We start from the raw sequence: 17,167 nt of genomic DNA on the forward strand, positions 1-17,167 counted from the left end.
TTATTTTTTAATTAATTTGGCATTCGCCGTTTTATTAGTATCCATTTTGATTGTAACTAAATAAACTCCCTGGGCAAGGTTTTGCGTGTTGATCTTAGTTACTCTGTTCTTGGTTTTCAGACTTTGAAGCTGTCTTCCGCTCATGTCATACAAGAGAATATCTGCTTCTTTGAAGTCGTTGAATGCTATTTCTACGTAGGCATAATCAGATACCGGGTTTGGATAGATCTTGATGTCGTATTTTTCAATGAGCTGATCAAGCTGTTTGTCTCCCAGCTTTACAATCTTCCAGTTTTCTTTCCCCAATTCTTCTGCACTGGTTCCGGCCAAAATAATTGAACCGTCTCTATTGAGTTTTAAATCTGAAAGTCTTTCTTCTCTTTGTCTGGATTCTCCTTTCACGTGTTTTCTCCATTGTTCATTGCCATTCTGGTCCAGATACAACATCCAGAAAGTTTCATCATCAGTCTGTATTCTTCCTTCAGCCTGGGTATAGCCTCCCAAGAGAATTCCTTTGGAAGATTTGTCATCTACAGAATGAAGAACACTCATTCCCATCAGAATATCCCGGTTTTTGAAATTGTAAGATTTCTGCCACTGTTCATCGCCTCTTTCATTTAAAGAAATTAGCCAAAGATCTGTTCCTTCTTCTAATCCGACAGTTTTGTTTCCTGATCTTTCTGATCTGGATTCTCCTCCAATAATAAAGCCAGTTGAAGTTAAGGCCAGCGTTCTGATGTAATCATCTCCTTTCCCTCCAAAGTTCTTTTCCCATTCTACTTTATTATCCTTAGAAAGTTTGACCACCCAGAAATCTCCCTCTCCAAAGTTTTCGGTTTTCTTTGTTCCCCCGGTATTGCTTCGGGAATAAATTCCGAGTAAGGCTCCGCCATCTTTTGTTGGAATCATCTTCTCCACCTCATCTAAACCTTTTCCTCCTAAAATCAAATGTGATAATTCTTTTCCGTCTTTGTCAAGTTTTGTGATCAAAACATCCTTGGAGCCGTAACCTTTTGCAGCGTTCTGTACATTTCCGACCACAAAGAATCCTAAATTCGTCGTCTGGATAACCGCTCTGGCTTCTTCATCAGAAGAGCTGCCTAAGGTCTTCTGCCATAATTCATCTCCAAACTCATTGATCCTAATGAGCCAAATATCAGATCCTCCTTTAGAATCTTCCTTTTTATCCAGCCCTTTTCCTGAATAAGAAGTTCCTGCTAAAAGAAATCCGCCATCCTGTGTTGTGACTGTGGCTGACAGATAATCATGATTTTGTCCTGAGAAATATTTTTCCCAGACTTCTTCACCCCGCTGATTGAGTTTTACCAGATGAAAATCGTAACCGTTGTTTTGCTTGCTCGATTGTTGCAATTTGTCACTCTGTATTGAGCTTCCCGTGATCAGGTACTGCTGATCAATTGTGGCGGTAATCTGGCTCAAGAAATCCTGCGTGGAGGATTTAATGTTTTTCTGCCATACCAAGTCCTGAGCTGAACCCAAGACCGCGCATAATGTTAATGCACATAGATATTTTTTTTTCATAGACTTGTGTAATTGACGGGTTAAAAATATTATTATTAATTTGCATATATCATCCGTAAAACCCCCATACTCAACGATAACATTTATGATGTGTTTACTTTATTCCGATAGAATAGACCTTTTCATATGTTTTTATTTTATATTAAACTATCTTAATGTACATAGGGCAAAGCTACCATAGCACAGCGACAGAACATGTCGTATTTTATTACAAGTGAATCAATCTGAAACAATTTTATTTACTTTTATAATATAAAAAAAGGCGCAAGGCTGAAGCCTATCCGCTAGAGAGGTACTGCGAAGAACCCACAACCAGATATGACTTACAACCCGCGCCCGTATGTGTACACGGGCGTAAGCCTACCATTTTTAGGTTGTATAGAAGATTCGCAGTTTTCTCTAGCCCAAATGATAGCTTACGCTTGTTTCGTTAAAATTATGATTGCGAAGATAAATATATTTTAGATTAAATGGTAGAAATTTACATCCGTATTTTCCCCATAATTTAATGTATCTTCTTATACGTAGCACCTCTTCTATAAATATTCTCCTTTAGCAGTATACTTTACCACAAGCTGTTATTCCAAGTCTTTGAGATAAAATAGTAGACAAAAAAATAATTAATCATCTTACATATGAACAGATAGCGGAATATGAATTTTTAGATGTTTTTATTATTGTTTTCTGTACATGCGTGACAGATAGGGAGATTTACGGGTGAGATCATTAATTCAGTCTGTTTTTCATTACAATAACCTAAATTACTAAAGAAACTTTGGAGTAAAAAACTACCGAAGGCCATTAAACCTTCGGCAATAACGAAATATCTGAAGTTAGTTGAAGATAAATTTAATTTAAAGAAGATAGATTCTTGAATTATTAGACCGATCATCCGTTACCAATATTCTTTTTTATAAATAAGGAATAAACAGGTTGTAATGATAATTTTGATAAATCTATATTCCAAAAAGGTTCATTTTTATTCATAACAACTAAACTTCTGTCATGTATATCAAATTCTTTTACAAAAAGATGATAGAGTAATCGGGTAATGGTTATATGAGTCTTCTTACCTTTATATCGCAGCACACAGTAAAGAGAATAAGTCATATTGATATTACCACTCAAGATAATGGATAAAATCTGCTCCTTTAAAAATAGTTTTTTTCCAATGACAGTCCAGCCAGCCAATCGTTTTATCCTTCCTTTATTTGAAATAATAAAGTTACCCTCAAAGCCAGATATAGATTTCCACTTTTCTCCGGGAAGATCTTTAAGAGACAGATTCATACAAGCTGGTGGATTGTTTTCATCAATCGGGGGGCATCCCAATTTTTTCCAGAGAGACTTATTAAGTAATTGCGCTGAGTCTTCTTTTTCAGAGCTAAAGATAAAATCCTTTTCTTTAGGTACATTAGTTTTGAAAAACCATCTGAATCCACCTGCTGTTAAACGTTTTTCTCTTATAGCAGCCAGAATATGTCTTTTATCTATCCCAAGACTTTCTGTAGCGACATCAATACTGTCAAAAGTCGATATAAGATTACCTTCAGTTGTGTATTGGCTTACGGGCTGATCATAATCACTTCTACTATTTTTAACCCTGTTGGTTCGAACTCTTTTGAAAAGCTCCTCGCTCATAGAAAGCCTCTCTAAATTTCTTGCATGTAAATGAAACCTATTATTATCTTTAAATGAAATAAGTGTTTTGCGATCGTTTAAATCAAATTTTTCAACAAAATGGTAATACACCAAGCGTGGTACAGATTTTCGAAATCTTTTTCCTTCCGATGATAATAAGCAGGTGATATTATAAAAGTTACAATTAAGGTGTTTATTAAAAAACTTCATAAACTGCAACTTCATTATTCGTTCCGGCAGCTTCCATTTTCTACCATTTAAAGGATTTGCCAAACGCTCTATACTTTTTATTCTTCCATAGTTAGAAATCATATAATTCTCAAAATTTTCAATCTCCTTCCACTCTTCATTAGGAAGGTCTTGTATAAAGGTATTACTAAGGACATCTTTTACATATTGGTCTTCTATTTCAAGGGGTATATTCATAAGATAGAAAATTAAGTAAATACAGTTTAACTGAAATAAAAATATAAAAATGAAACTGTTCATGGATAAGAAAATCGGATCTTTTAAATTTACGGTGATTGACCAGATATTATAAACTCCTTCCTAAGTTTAATTTTGCGACTCATTTTGTGGTTCACTGTGAATCACATTCCATTATTTTCTTATATATACGAACTCTAAAAAGTATGGTACACTTAGAATATTGGTAAAAACCCAAGAAACCCACTGGGTTATTTAGGTTTTTCTTGGGTTTTCAAGATTTTGATATATTTAAAAATCAATTTGCATTTTTAATCTGCAACTCTGTCTGATTTTCCTTACTATCCAGCCTTTCCCAGTAAGAATACATCTGCTCAGAAAGTGTATTATTATCAATTCCAATATATCCTAAAAACTCTGTTTCCGTTTTATGTCCTGTTACACTCATAATAATAGCTGTAGGAATTTTAGAATAATACATGGTGGCAAAGGTCCTCCTACATATATGTGACGAAGCTAAATCATACATTGGATAATTTCCAAAAACAAAATGTTTTTTAACCTCATCAAACACTCTTCCATATTCCTGACGGTCTATACCAGCCAGTTTACAGATTTTCTTTAAATTATCATTAAATATAGTTTTTGAACTTTCTAAATTAGTTGAATATTGTGGAGGAAAACTACCGTTTCTTTTATCTAGGATTTTCTTAACCTCTGTATGAATCGGAACCAGAACCGGAGTTTTTGTTTTCTTTTGACTTAGGTTGATAAATTCCTTACCATTGATATTTACTATTTTTTCCGGGGTCATTCTGAAAAGATCAGAAGCCCTTTGTCCGGTATAACATCCAATAATTAACCAGTCTCGCGTTTGTTCAAGCCTATCATTAACAATCAATAAATCCTGTATTCTTTTCAGTTCTTCTATTTTTAGATATGGAGTTGGAGTTTCTGTAGTAAATCCTTTGATTTCGCTCAACTGTTCACTGACTTGAATGTTTTCAATCTTAGCATCTTTAAAAATCGTTTTGGTATATTTTAAATATTTTCCAACAGTATTATCACTTAAGTGCTGCCCTCTTAAAAAAGTTACAAATCTGTTTCCTACAGCAATATTATAATCCGAAACTTTAAGCTTCTTCTTTTCTGTTTTCAAAAAATCCTGAAACTTTTTTATGATTGTTAGATGCTTCTGTTTAGTTCTTAAGGTAATGGGCTTACCTTTGTACTTTCTAAAAGGTAAAATATCCGCCTTATAATGTTCTAAATAATTTTCTATAAAATCCAGTTGCTCAAATTTACGACCACCGGAATAGTAAGCAGAAATAATTTCTTCTAACCAATCTCCACCTATAATTTCCGTTTCAGTTCTTTTTCTGTACTGTTCTAAAATAAATGTTTCCAGTTTATTTAAAGTACTAATGAGTTCAGTTTGTTTTTGTAAGTCATCTTTCGTAAGTGCGGATCTTTGAATAATAGATCCTTTTTTGGTATTCCAGTTTTCAGGATTAACCGTTTCACGTGTCTTACGCTTATATACCTGATTAGCTCCTATAGAAAATCTCGCATAAATGGTTGAATTGGATTTCTTTGACTGAAGAATAAATTTTACAGTAGCCATTTTTGTATGTTAAAGTTTGAACAATACAAATATAATCATTTAGTCAATTTTTAGTCAATATAAAGTAAATCTATTTTAAACTAACTTTAATTTATTTAACTGGAACATAATTCACAAAACATTTAAAATATTAATTAACAACATTTTAAATATCTCACAAAACTAAGTAACAATAAAATAAATTTAAGCCAATTAAATACTTATAGTCCCTGTGGGTCTACAAACCATCCTTTTTTAAGGGTGGTTTTTTGTTTTTATATCTTCATGGCAAATTCTTAAATTGTAAATTTAACCCGGAACAGAAATAATGTCATAGCAGGCCAAAAATTATTTAATCCAACAATTAATTAAAAATCCGACTAAAACAAAAGTAAAATGACAGATTTAGAATTAAAAAACATCATGGAAATATGTAATAAAGCTACTCAATCTCCATGGACATCCTATATTGAGGGAAGAGACTTTAATTCCGGATCCAGTTTTATAATGACTGGGGAAGAAGAAAACAGAGATTATGATATAGAATTTATTTCAATAAAACCGGAGGATCAGGATTTCATTGCTATGGCTAGAAACGTGATTCCATTATTAGTAGATGAAATTATTATATTAAAAGGAGGTCAATAAAATAAACAAGCTCCATTACCCTTTCAAAATCACCGATAAGTATAAAAAAACGGGCTGTCTTTGCAAAGGCAGCCCGTTTTTTTATTTTCAATTTTTTACTTAAACCAGATCAAACCTATCCAGATTCATCACCTTCGTCCACGCCGCCACAAAATCTTTCACAAATTTGCTTTGTGCATCGGCACTTCCATATACCTCAGCCACAGCTCTCAATTCAGAATTGGATCCGAAAACAAGATCTGCACGCGTAGCAGTCCATTTTGGCTGACCTGTTTTTCGGTCAGTTCCTATATAAAGTTCTCTGTCATCTGACATTGCTTTCCACTGAGTTCCCATATCCAGAAGATTTACAAAGAAATCATTGGTAAGAACGCCCGGACGGCTGGTAAATACGCCATGTTTTGAACCGTCAAAGTTCGTATCTAAAGCACGCATTCCTCCTATCAGCACGGTCAGTTCCGGAGCAGTAAGGGTTAATAGCTGTGCTTTATCAATCAGTAAAGATTCTGTAGAGACCGTATATTTTCTTTTCAGATAATTTCGGAATCCATCCGCTGCAGGCTCAAGGTAACCCATAGATTCTACATCGGTCTGTTCCTGAGAAGCATCCATTCTTCCCGGAGCAAAAGGAACTTTTACCTCCTGACCAGCATTTCTGGCAGCCACTTCAACAGCAGCATTTCCTGCTAGTACAATTAAGTCTGCCAATGATATTTTTTTTCCTCCGTTTTGAGAATCGTTGAATTCTTTCTGGATTCCTTCCAGAACATTTAATACTTTATTCAATTGAGAAGGATTGTTGACTTCCCAGTTTCTTTGAGGCTCCAGTCTGATTCTGGCTCCGTTGGCACCACCACGTTTATCACTTCCTCTGAAAGTAGAAGCGGAAGCCCAGGCTGTAGATATCAGTTCTGTATTGCTTAGTCCTGAATTTAAAACTTTTAATTTCAATGCCTCCACATCATTTTCATCAACCAATTCGTGGTTGACTTCCGGAATAGGATCCTGCCAGATCAGTTCTTCCTGTGGTACATCCGGTCCCAGATAACGGGCACGTGGTCCCATATCTCTGTGTGTTAATTTAAACCATGCTCTGGCAAACGCATCGGCAAACGCATCAGGATTTTCGTAGAAGTGTCTTGAAATTTTTTCGTATACAGGATCCATTCTTAACGAAAGGTCTGTGGTAAGCATGGTTGGTTTATGTTTTTTGCCAGCATCAAATGCATCAGGAATGATTTCAGCACCGTCTTTGGCTACCCATTGGTGAGCTCCTGCAGGGCTTTTTGTTAATTCCCACTCATTTTCAAAAAGATTTTTAAAGAAGTAATTACTCCATTGAGTAGGAGTTTCTGTCCAGGTTACTTCCAGTCCGCTGGAAATCGCATCTCTTCCGCTACCAGACTTATACGTACTTGCCCAGCCTAATCCCTGCTGTTCAATTCCGGCTCCTTCAGGTTCTTTTCCTACATGATCTGCCGGACCTGCTCCATGGGTTTTACCGAAAGTATGTCCTCCGGCAATCAAAGCAACAGTTTCTTCATCGTTCATCGCCATACGTCCGAAAGTATCACGGATGTCTTTGGCAGCAGCAATAGGGTCAGGATTTCCGTCCGGACCTTCAGGGTTTACATAAATAAGTCCCATTTGTACGGCAGCCAATGGATTTTCAAGATTTCTTGAATGAATATCTCCATCTGCATCATCATCGGTAGGAAGAACCGCTGAATGTCCTTCTGCTACTCCCTCCGAACCGTGAGCATAACGTAAATCACCTCCAAGCCATGTCTTCTCAGATCCCCAATATACATCGGAATCCGGTTCCCAAACGTCTGCACGTCCTCCCGCAAATCCAAATGTTTTAAAGCCCATTGATTCAAGAGCGATATTCCCCGTAAGGATCAGAAGGTCTGCCCATGAGATGTTTCTTCCATATTTTTGTTTGATGGGCCACAATAATCTTCGTGCTTTATCAAGACTTACGTTATCAGGCCAGCTGTTCAACGGTGCGAAACGCTGTTGCCCAGCTCCTGCTCCACCTCTTCCGTCACCTACACGATACGTTCCGGCGCTGTGCCATGCCATACGGATAAACAGAGGGCCATAATGACCAAAGTCGGCCGGCCACCAATCCTGAGAATCTGTCATCAATGCATGAAGGTCTTTTTTTACAGCCTCCAGATCAAGGCTTTCGAATGCTTTGGCATAATCAAAATCCTTATCCATAGGATCTGAAAGGGAAGAATGCTGTCGCAGAAGATCTACTCTAAGCTGATCAGGCCACCAATCAGAATTCTGGGTTCCTCCTCCTGCTACATTCTTCTTCATTGTTCCGTTGTGAAACGGGCATTTACTGATGTCATTCAAATCTTTTTCCATTGTCGTTTATTTATTTTTTATGTTGATTAATACAGTTCCCAATTGTGTTCTAAGAACATCACAAACCTACAACGTTTGCTCAATAAATACAATCTATTAATTTTTATTTCAATGATAGTTAAAAACTATAAACAAATATTTTCAACGGCACAATATCTGGTCAGAATTGTGGTATTAAGTTAGTCATTTTTAAGATTAACTTAAATAAAAACAACAGTATACCGTCCAATTTAGAATTACTCAACGTAAGAATTTAATGGGAAAAGGAAGTTGAAAGGAGGATGTTTGATATCACCATGAAAATAACATAGTAATTGCCGAAAAAATACACTATTACAACATTTTTTGGAAGGTTTTCCCTCTTCCAGCTTTCAACTTCTCACTAAAAATAAATTAACTATCTTTATATTATAAAACATGAACATCCGCTATGAAAAAAATAATTGTTGTCATTCTCGTTGTATTTATCATCATACAGTTTTTTCCGATCGATAAAACGAATCCGCCGCCAACTCCCGGCATGGATTTTCTGAAAATTAAAAATACTCCTGAAAAGATAGCGCATACTATCAGAACATCATGTTATGACTGTCATTCCAATGAAACAAAGTATCCATGGTACAGCAATATCTCCCCGATGTCATGGTGGGTAAAAAATCATATTGACGAGGGCAGGAATCATCTTAATTTTTCTACCTTTGCAGTGTATGAACCTAAAAGACAGCTTCATAAACTTGAGGAATGTATAGAAATGGTTGAAAAAAAAGAGATGCCGCTTGAATCCTATTATTTAGGACATCAGAATGCTAAACTGTCGGATGAACAGCGTGCAGATCTTATCCATTATTTCAAAAAAGTAAAAGAAGACACGGAAAGGAGAATTCTATTTAATAAATAACGTCATGGAAAATTGGGAAAATAAGCATATTGTATTTTTTGACGGAGATTGCGGAGTCTGCAATTTCTGGGTACAATGGATTTTGGAGCGGGACAATAAAGACCAGTTCATGTTCGCTTCTCTTCAATCTGATTTCGGACAGCAGTTTTTATCCGAAAGAGGACTGGAAACCAATGTATTCAATACTATGTATCTGTGGAAACCCGGACGGTTTTATCTGATCAAGTCAAAGGCAGTACTGGAAATTGCTAACTTGTTGGGAGGCATATATAAACTTTCGTTTATCGGAAAAATCATTCCTGCATTTTTAAGGGACAAGGCTTATGATCTTATTTCCAGAAACAGGATGAAACTGGCCAACCAGAAATGTTATTTACCGGACCTTCATCAGAAGAAAAAATTTATTCAGGTGTAATTAATGATCTTACACCGTTTCATTTAACTTATAAAAAGATCATTCCGTAAGAATTTCCTACAATATTAATGCTTTGTATAGATATTCCTACGGAATGATAAATAATACGTATAGTTTTGCTTGTTTAATGTTTAATAAAAATTAAACTGAAGAGCAGTCTCTTTACCAGCTTAATCAATTATCAATTATCAATTATCAATAATTACCCATTGCTCATTACTCATAAATTCAGCGACCACACAGAATAAGAATTCGGCGGGCACTGGATTTTCACCCATTTATCTCCCTGAGTTGTTGGGTACCAGCTTGAGTTCCCTGTAAAATCTTTGATCTGCTGGCTGCTCCAGTTGGTTTCTATCCATCTTTCCTGCCAGTTTGAAGACGTATTGATGTAAACTACAAGTCCCGGATTACCATTATAACCGTTACGTCTTGCAATATATTCATCATTATCGGTGTAGAGAATGGAAGTTGTTCCGGTGGCTTTGTTATTGTGAATCCAGATCAGATTGTTCAGTCGTTCTTTATTTAACCATTCTTCATAATCTCTGTAAAAAATGGTAGGATATCCTTCATGGGTTAAGATATAGGCATATGCCGGCATTTTATTGTAAATGATATCGGTATCGTGATTGGCAACAAAGGTGACTGATTTGTATGGATTTCTTTTCCACATCATATCATCATTCAAAGCATTTAGATTACCATTATCAAAGGCTTCATCCATTTTATAATAAGCCGCAAAATCAAATACGGAACTGTTGGCATTATTGGCCCACCATTCCAATGTGTTGACATTGGAATCCCATAATTCCCCGACAGAAAATCCGCCTACGTTAGAATTCCAGGTGTTAACAACCCATGGCCCGAATCCTTTAACGTAATCAAACCTCCAGCCGTCAAATTTCATCACATTTTTATAATATTTTGCGACAGAATCATCTCTTCCCCAGAGCCAGTCCTGGACATGAGGATTCGCGTGGCATAAATCCGGAAAACCGCCAAAAGCTCCTTCATCATTATTTCCATAAGCATTTTTGTAAAAGTCATTATAGTTTCTCTGGAATTTTCCGGAAGCCACACCAGAAAAATTAGTCCAGGTATTGGTTCCTGTAAAAGGATTGGCTTCAGATTGTCCTCCACTGTTATGATTGATTACAATATCTGCGTATACCTGCATATTTTCGGCATGAGCCTTCGTAATCAATGCTTCCAGTTCGGCTCTGGATCCGAAACGGGTTTCCGTGCTTCCATTCTGATTAAAATCTCCAAAATCATAGTAATCTGTAGGATCGTACCCCATAGAATATGCACCGTTCTGTGCTTTTGATGCCGGCGGCAGCCATACTGCCCCAATTCCTGCATTGGACCACGCTGTTATTTTGTCTTTAACGGTATTCCACCAGTTACCACCTTCCGGAACATCCCAGTAAAAGCCCTGCATAAGAACTCCGCCACCCGGTCCGGCTACGAATTTACTTTGTGCAGAACCTGAACCGCTTCCTGTACTGAAAGGTCGGCCATCATGATTGGTCACATTCACTGTTTTGTTATGAACCTCTTCCTGCTTGGTAGGTTCTGTCATTAATTCATCACTTGTACGGCATGAGCTTATTAATGCTAAAGCCAGTAGTGAAAGGAAAAAGTTTGTTTTTTTCATCGCTGTAATTAATTATCAATCTATTAAACAAGATACAATTTTATTAAAAACAAAATCAAATAAATGGGAAATATTTTCATTTTACCTAATAAATCAAGATGAAAGGCATTCAATTTTTTTCATTAAAAAATCATAAATTTTTCAGATTCCCGAGACAATTTTTCTTTTAATGCATATATTTGCATACTATGGAATACAACACCCAAAAAACTCAGCTTCATATGCCGGAATATGGCAGAATTATACAACAGTTGGTTGAGCGCTGCAAAGAACTTCCTTCCAAAGACGAAAGGAATGAAATGGCTATGGCAATCATCGATTTTATGGGTCAGAGAAACCCACAACTTCGCGACGAGGAAAATTATAAACATAAACTTTGGGACCATCTTTTTATTCTTGCCAACTATGATCTGGATGTAGATTCTCCTTATCCGTTCCCAACGATGGAACAGCTGGCGGAAAAACCTAAAAGAATGGAATACCCAAAACTTCAAGGTGACTTTAAGTTCTACGGAAAAAGTATTCTTCAATTGATAGAAAAAGCAATCGAACTGGAAACGGGTGATGAAAAAGAAGCCCTTATCGAGGTGATTGCCAACAATATGAAGAAGTCTTATAATGTCTATAATAAAGAACATGTGACGGATGATGTTATTTTCCGCCACCTGAAAGAACTCTCTGAAAACAGGCTGGATCTTACCGGAATAGATTCTCTTGAAAAGAGTAAAATCTATTACACCAGCAATAATAACAACAGGAACAACAATAACAACAGGAACAACAGCAACAATAAAAATAATAACCAGCCCAACAAAAGAAGGCATAATAACAATCATAAAAACAGAAAATAATGAGTGGAACATTTCAAATAAGAGGAGGAAAAAGACTGCAGGGTGAAATAACTCCACAAGGAGCCAAAAATGAGGCTCTACAAATTTTATGTGCTGTTCTTCTGACAGACGAAGAAGTAAGAATCAAAAATATTCCTGATATCCATGATGTGAACCGACTGATTGAAATTCTTGGAGATTTTGGAGTAAAAATTACCAAAAACGGACAGGGAGATTATACTTTCAAAGCAGATCAGGTTAATTTTGATTATATAAAATCTAATGAGTTTAAAAAAGACGGAGCCAAACTTCGCGGATCCATTATGCTGATGGGACCAATGCTTGCCCGTTATGGAGAGGCTTATATGCCTACTCCCGGAGGTGACAAGATCGGGAGAAGAAGATTGGATACTCACTTTCAGGGACTTGTTGAATTAGGTGCTGAATTCAATTATGATGAGGAGGAATATTTCTATTCTTTAAAAGCTAAGGAACTGAGAGGAAAATTCATCCTATTGGAAGAAGCTTCTGTAACCGGAACGGCCAATATTGTAATGGCAGCCGCATTGGCTAAAGGAAAAACAAGAATCTACAATGCTGCCTGCGAACCTTATCTTCAGCAATTATGTAAAATGCTGAACAGAATGGGAGCCAATATCTCAGGAATCGGATCCAACCTTCTTACTATTGAAGGGGTTGAATATCTGAGAGGTACTGAGCATACCATGCTTCCGGACATGGTAGAGATCGGTTCATGGATTGGTCTTGCAGCCATGACAAAATCTGAAATCACCATTAAAAATGTAAACTGGAACCAGCTTGGTGTGATTCCGAATACCTTCAGAAAACTGGGAATTCAGCTTGAGCAAAGCGGTGATGATATCTATATTCCTGCACAGGAGCATTATAAAATCCAGAAATTTATTGATGGTTCTATCCTTACGATTTCGGATGCGCCATGGCCTGGATTTACACCGGATTTATTATCTATTATTTTAGTAGTGGCTACTCAGGCCAAAGGAAGTATTCTGGTTCATCAGAAAATGTTTGAATCCAGATTATTCTTTGTGGATAAATTAATCGACATGGGAGCCCAGATCATTTTATGTGATCCACACAGAGCTACGGTAATCGGATTGAACCAGGAAGCTCCGTTAAGAGGGACAACAATGGTTTCCCCGGATATCAGAGCCGGAAACGCCCTTCTTATTGCAGCACTTTCTGCGGAAGGAAAATCTATTATCCACAATATCGAGCAGATCGACAGAGGATATGAAAATATTGATGGAAGACTGAGAGCTATTGGTGCTGACATTGAAAGAATCTAAAATTATTTTATTGAGCTAATCTTTAAATAATGGCTTCGCCAGGCTCAGCCTGACAATGTTTAAAAATTTCGGTTGGTTTTAGGGTTGCCACCCTGAGCCTGTCGAAGGGTTATCGATAAGAAAACCTTTTTAATTATTAATCTCGGGTATTAACTAAAGGGATAAGCCAAAAATTTTATAAAAGCGTTCAGAATATCTGAGCGCTTTTTTTTACTTCTGTCATTGGCTACGTCGAATCTTTGATTTCTGACGAAGAATCTTATTGTCAATCAAATAAGATTCTTCACTACATTTCATTTCGCTCAGAATGACACCCTTGAGGCATCTCTGTTCTGCAGCAATTTGATTCGTCATTTAAATCTGTTATAGTGCAAAATAAAAAGCGCCCGGTAAAAACCTGACGCTTTGAGTAATTAAAACTATATGAATCTCACTTAAAAATAAGTTCTGCAGGTATATTCTACCGTCGTATTGATAAGTTTATTTTTATTCAGATAGACTTCAAGCTGCTGAAAATCTTCTGAATTGACATTAATATATAACTGTACTGAACCGAAACTATACCCGTTCACATACTCTACGTTAGCAGATAACACTCTATGACAAATGCCAAATTGATTGTAGATCGTATTCATCAAATGTTCAAATTTCATTTTACCATTCAACTCTATTTCCAATAACAATTCTTTTTTAGGCAGGTTAATTTTATTTTGTAAAACCTGCAGGCCGGGATTAGGTGTAATCATTGCTAAACATTTTTGGGTTAAACTCTGTCAGATCATATGACACTTTTGTTTTTAAATCTGTGACAAAAATATAAAAAAATATTAGTCCACCAAATTAGTAGACTAATATTTTTTTAAAATTTAACATAAAAAAAAGAAGCCTGTTGAGCTTCTCTTATGTTTTAATAGTTCCCTATTCTTTCTAATTTACCAGAACCGGCCAATCCGTTTGGGTTGCAACCAGGCTCACCTTCAGGGACTTTGAGATTTTTCTTAGTATAAAATTCTTCCCAGAATGTGTTTGTTTTTCCTGTTTTAGGATCAATAAATGTCATGGGCTCCAGTTTGAAAATATGTTCGTCCCGAAAAGCTCTTTCCACAAAATCTGAACAGTAATAGGAATTTTCATCAAGGATATAATTGAAATTGTAAGGTTTTCCCAGCATGGAATGCGCTTTTTTAACCGCTTCAGGAATTGCTTTCTGATATTCCGGTTTTAACCGGTAAACAATTACTTCCTGACCTTCTTCTTTCTGATCTTTAATAAAGTCTTTTAAATCTTGTCTCTGAGAACCGCCTTTTGGTGCAGCATGCAGAACAAACATTTTGCGGCCCTTTTTTTCCAGAATTCCTATATGATCAAATGAAGCTGTTTTTTGTTGTTGAGTTACATTATTAATCGCTCCGGAAAGCCCTGTTTCTTTTGCAGTTACAAAAAGAAGGTCTCCGTTTTTGATATCTACAGTACTTACAGAAACATTATTATGACACTGTACCAATAATAACATCAGACCGTATAAAAATCCAGCCACATACCTCTTTTTTAATCTAAATTCAGACATTCGATTCTATTTTCGGAACCAAAATTACAAAATAGAATTCATTACATTTGTGAGAATATTGATCTATTCTTCACCCCAACCCAAACACTTCAGGAATTTTATGCCCCATATTTTATTAATTGAAGACGACGACAGACTTTCAAAATTGATTGCAAAGGGATTTCAGGAAGCAGAGTTTGAGGTCACTGCAGCTTACGATGGAAATACCGGTCTGAAGCTTGCTTTACAGACCCATTTTGATCTGGTAGTGACAGATATTGTATTGCCCAAAAAAGATGGTCTTGAATTCTGTAATGAAATCAAAAGTTTAAAACCCAATCTTCCTGTCATTATGCTTACTGCATTGGGAACTACGGATGATAAGCTGGAAGGATTTGATGCCGGAGCTGATGATTATCTCACCAAACCTTTTGAAATGCGTGAACTGGTAGCAAGGATCAAAGTACTTCTGAAAAGATTTTCACAACAGCCCCACCAAAGAGTTTCTGTTCTTACATATGAAGGTATTGAAATGAATATGGAACAAAAAACCGTGAGCCGTGATCATACGCCTATAAAATTGACCCCGAAAGAATTTAATCTCTTAAAATTCATGATGGAAAATTCAGAAAGAGTACTTTCCAGAAGTGAAATTGCAGAAAAGGTGTGGGAAACCCATTTTGATACGGGGACCAACTTTATTGATGTCTATATCAATTATCTACGAAAAAAAATAGATAAAGATTTTAAAACCAAACTGATCCATACCAAAGCGGGAATGGGATTTATTCTTAAAAAAGACTACGAAAAAGGTATTGTACAGTAAGCATTGAGATAAATTAAAAATATCCGGATGAAAATAAGAACCCGACTTACCCTGCTTTTTACCTTAATCACTGCAATGCTTTTAAGTATTTACAGTATGTCGATCTATTATTCATCCAAAGAAGCCAGAGAACAATCTTTTTACAGCGAACTTCAAAATGAAGCGATTGCCAAGGCCGATTTATTTTTCCGAAGTTCACTCCCCGAGCAGGAAATGCACAAGCTTTATAAAAACAATACCAGAACGCTTAACGAAGTTCAGGTAGCGATTTATGACAGTAATAAGAAGCTGGTTTATCATGATGACGCCAAAGTAGATTATGTAAAGGAAACTTCGGAAATGCTTTCTCAGATATTTCAAAAAAAGAAAATTAATTTCTTTCTCAATGATCTGCAGGTCATTGGAATCGTGTATCATTATGAAGGAAAAACGTATGCGGTAACTGCGGCAGCCTATGATCAATACGGATATGATTATCTTACTCATCTTCTTACCATCAGTCTCATCTCGTTTTTCATTATTCTGATTTTGATTTATCTGGCCGGAATATTTCTTTCCAAAAAAGCATTGAGTCCGCTGACGGACATGGTTAATCAGATAAAAAAAATAACCGCCGGAAAATTACAGTTACGCCTGAAAACAACCAAAGAAAAAGACGAACTTAATGAGCTTGCTGAAAACTTCAATGGAATGCTGGAACGGCTTGAAAATTCCTTTGATTCGCAAAAACATTTTGTATCCAATATTTCACACGAACTGAGAACGCCTTTATCAGCCATCATCACCGAACTGGAACTGGCTTCTGTAAAAGATAAAACCAGGGAAGAATATCAGGAAACCATTCAATTCGCGCTGGATGATGCCCGGAATATGGTAAAACTGTCCAATAGCTTAATGGATCTCGCCAAAGCAAGCTATGATCCCAATGAGATCAGTTTTTCGGAAGTACGTCTTGACGAGGTTCTTCTGGAATCTTATACCAAAATCACCAAAGAAAATTCAGGATATAAAGTTTCTCTGAACATAGAAGATTCCGTGGAAGAACATCAGCTTATCATTCAGGGAAATGAATATCTTCTTCAGGTGGCCTTCAACAATCTTATCGACAATGCCTGTAAATATTCTCCGGAACATACCTGCCTGATTGATGTTAATACGGATTCAAAAATTCTTACAATCAGTTTTACCAATACCGGAAATAGTATCCATGAAAAAGATTTACTGCATATTTTCGAGCCTTTTTTCAGAAGTGAAAACTCCAAACGTGAAAAAGGTCATGGAATAGGATTATTTCTCACGGAGAAAATTATTCACCTTCACAATGCAAAAATCAAAGTTGTATCAGAACAGAATAAAACTACTTTTAAGGTAGAGTTTATCACCCAGTAATTGATCAGAAACTTCATTCAAATGTATTTGAATCTT

Annotated in this window: 14 protein-coding genes; 7 read left to right on the forward strand and 7 right to left on the reverse strand. The window is 36.2% G+C overall.

The genetic code is table 11. From position 1 onward, the window contains the following. The 3 genes from V0410_RS11285 to V0410_RS11295 form a co-directional block, all read right to left on the reverse strand. Positions 1–1,542 (reverse strand): T9SS type A sorting domain-containing protein, encoded by a 1,542-nt coding sequence (locus V0410_RS11285; RefSeq protein WP_330747614.1) that lies wholly within the window; start codon positions 1,540–1,542, stop codon positions 1–3. Positions 1,543–2,430: 888 nt separating this feature from the next. Then, on the reverse strand, positions 2,431–3,609 hold the full coding sequence (locus V0410_RS11290) for an NUMOD4 domain-containing protein (RefSeq protein ID WP_330747616.1): 1,179 nt from the start codon (positions 3,607–3,609) through the stop codon (positions 2,431–2,433). Positions 3,610–3,907: 298 nt separating this feature from the next. Then, positions 3,908–5,233 carry a site-specific integrase gene (locus tag V0410_RS11295; RefSeq protein ID WP_330747618.1) on the reverse strand — a complete coding sequence of 442 codons (1,326 nt, stop codon included), beginning with the start codon at positions 5,231–5,233 and terminating at the stop codon, positions 3,908–3,910. A 375-nt stretch (positions 5,234–5,608) separates the two neighbouring features. On the opposite strand from V0410_RS11295, the gene V0410_RS11300 reads away from it, so the two are divergent. Beyond that, positions 5,609–5,860: a hypothetical protein gene (locus V0410_RS11300; RefSeq protein ID WP_330747620.1), complete on the forward strand. Its 252-nt coding sequence runs from the start codon at positions 5,609–5,611 to the stop codon at positions 5,858–5,860. Between the two features lie 99 nt (positions 5,861–5,959). On the opposite strand, the gene katG is transcribed toward V0410_RS11300, so the two are convergent. Then, on the reverse strand, positions 5,960–8,239 hold the full coding sequence (gene katG, locus V0410_RS11305) for a catalase/peroxidase HPI (RefSeq protein ID WP_330747622.1): 2,280 nt from the start codon (positions 8,237–8,239) through the stop codon (positions 5,960–5,962). 430 nt (positions 8,240–8,669) lie between these two features. Between katG and V0410_RS11310 the strand changes: the two genes are divergently transcribed. Together V0410_RS11310 and V0410_RS11315 are read left to right on the forward strand one after the other, a co-directional pair. Continuing rightward, positions 8,670–9,137 (forward strand): heme-binding domain-containing protein, encoded by a 468-nt coding sequence (locus tag V0410_RS11310; RefSeq protein WP_227942832.1) that lies wholly within the window; start codon positions 8,670–8,672, stop codon positions 9,135–9,137. Between the two features lie 4 nt (positions 9,138–9,141). Next, positions 9,142–9,552 carry a thiol-disulfide oxidoreductase DCC family protein gene (locus tag V0410_RS11315; RefSeq protein ID WP_110008019.1) on the forward strand — a complete coding sequence of 137 codons (411 nt, stop codon included), beginning with the start codon at positions 9,142–9,144 and terminating at the stop codon, positions 9,550–9,552. Positions 9,553–9,772: 220 nt separating this feature from the next. Here the strand turns inward: V0410_RS11315 and V0410_RS11320 are convergent, their stop codons facing one another. Continuing rightward, positions 9,773–11,212: an alpha-amylase gene (locus tag V0410_RS11320; RefSeq protein ID WP_330747627.1), complete on the reverse strand. Its 1,440-nt coding sequence runs from the start codon at positions 11,210–11,212 to the stop codon at positions 9,773–9,775. Positions 11,213–11,400: 188 nt separating this feature from the next. Between V0410_RS11320 and V0410_RS11325 the strand changes: the two genes are divergently transcribed. Together V0410_RS11325 and murA are read left to right on the forward strand one after the other, a co-directional pair. Then, positions 11,401–12,063 (forward strand): DUF4290 domain-containing protein, encoded by a 663-nt coding sequence (locus tag V0410_RS11325; protein ID WP_330747628.1) that lies wholly within the window; start codon positions 11,401–11,403, stop codon positions 12,061–12,063. Continuing rightward, entirely contained in the window at positions 12,063–13,370 is a 1,308-nt protein-coding gene (murA, locus tag V0410_RS11330; RefSeq protein ID WP_110008022.1) for a UDP-N-acetylglucosamine 1-carboxyvinyltransferase, read from the forward strand. Before V0410_RS11325 ends, murA begins: the two co-directional genes overlap by 1 nt. A gap of 434 nt (positions 13,371–13,804) precedes the next feature. Here murA and V0410_RS11335 read toward each other — a convergent pair whose 3' ends face one another. Next, positions 13,805–14,116, reverse strand: a complete 312-nt coding sequence (locus V0410_RS11335; RefSeq protein WP_062676181.1) for an NIL domain-containing protein — start codon at positions 14,114–14,116, stop codon at positions 13,805–13,807. 161 nt (positions 14,117–14,277) lie between these two features. Beyond that, entirely contained in the window at positions 14,278–14,937 is a 660-nt protein-coding gene (locus V0410_RS11340; protein WP_330747632.1) for a YiiX/YebB-like N1pC/P60 family cysteine hydrolase, read from the reverse strand. A gap of 100 nt (positions 14,938–15,037) precedes the next feature. Between V0410_RS11340 and V0410_RS11345 the strand changes: the two genes are divergently transcribed. After that, entirely contained in the window at positions 15,038–15,742 is a 705-nt protein-coding gene (locus tag V0410_RS11345; protein ID WP_330747633.1) for a response regulator transcription factor, read from the forward strand. 27 nt (positions 15,743–15,769) lie between these two features. Next, entirely contained in the window at positions 15,770–17,131 is a 1,362-nt protein-coding gene (locus V0410_RS11350; RefSeq protein WP_330747635.1) for an ATP-binding protein, read from the forward strand. Positions 17,132–17,167: the final 36 nt, after the last annotated feature.

Origin of the sequence: Chryseobacterium sp. CP-77 (genome assembly GCF_036362765.1) — a bacterium.
Classification (GTDB): Bacteria; Bacteroidota; Bacteroidia; order Flavobacteriales; family Weeksellaceae; genus Chryseobacterium; species Chryseobacterium cupriresistens.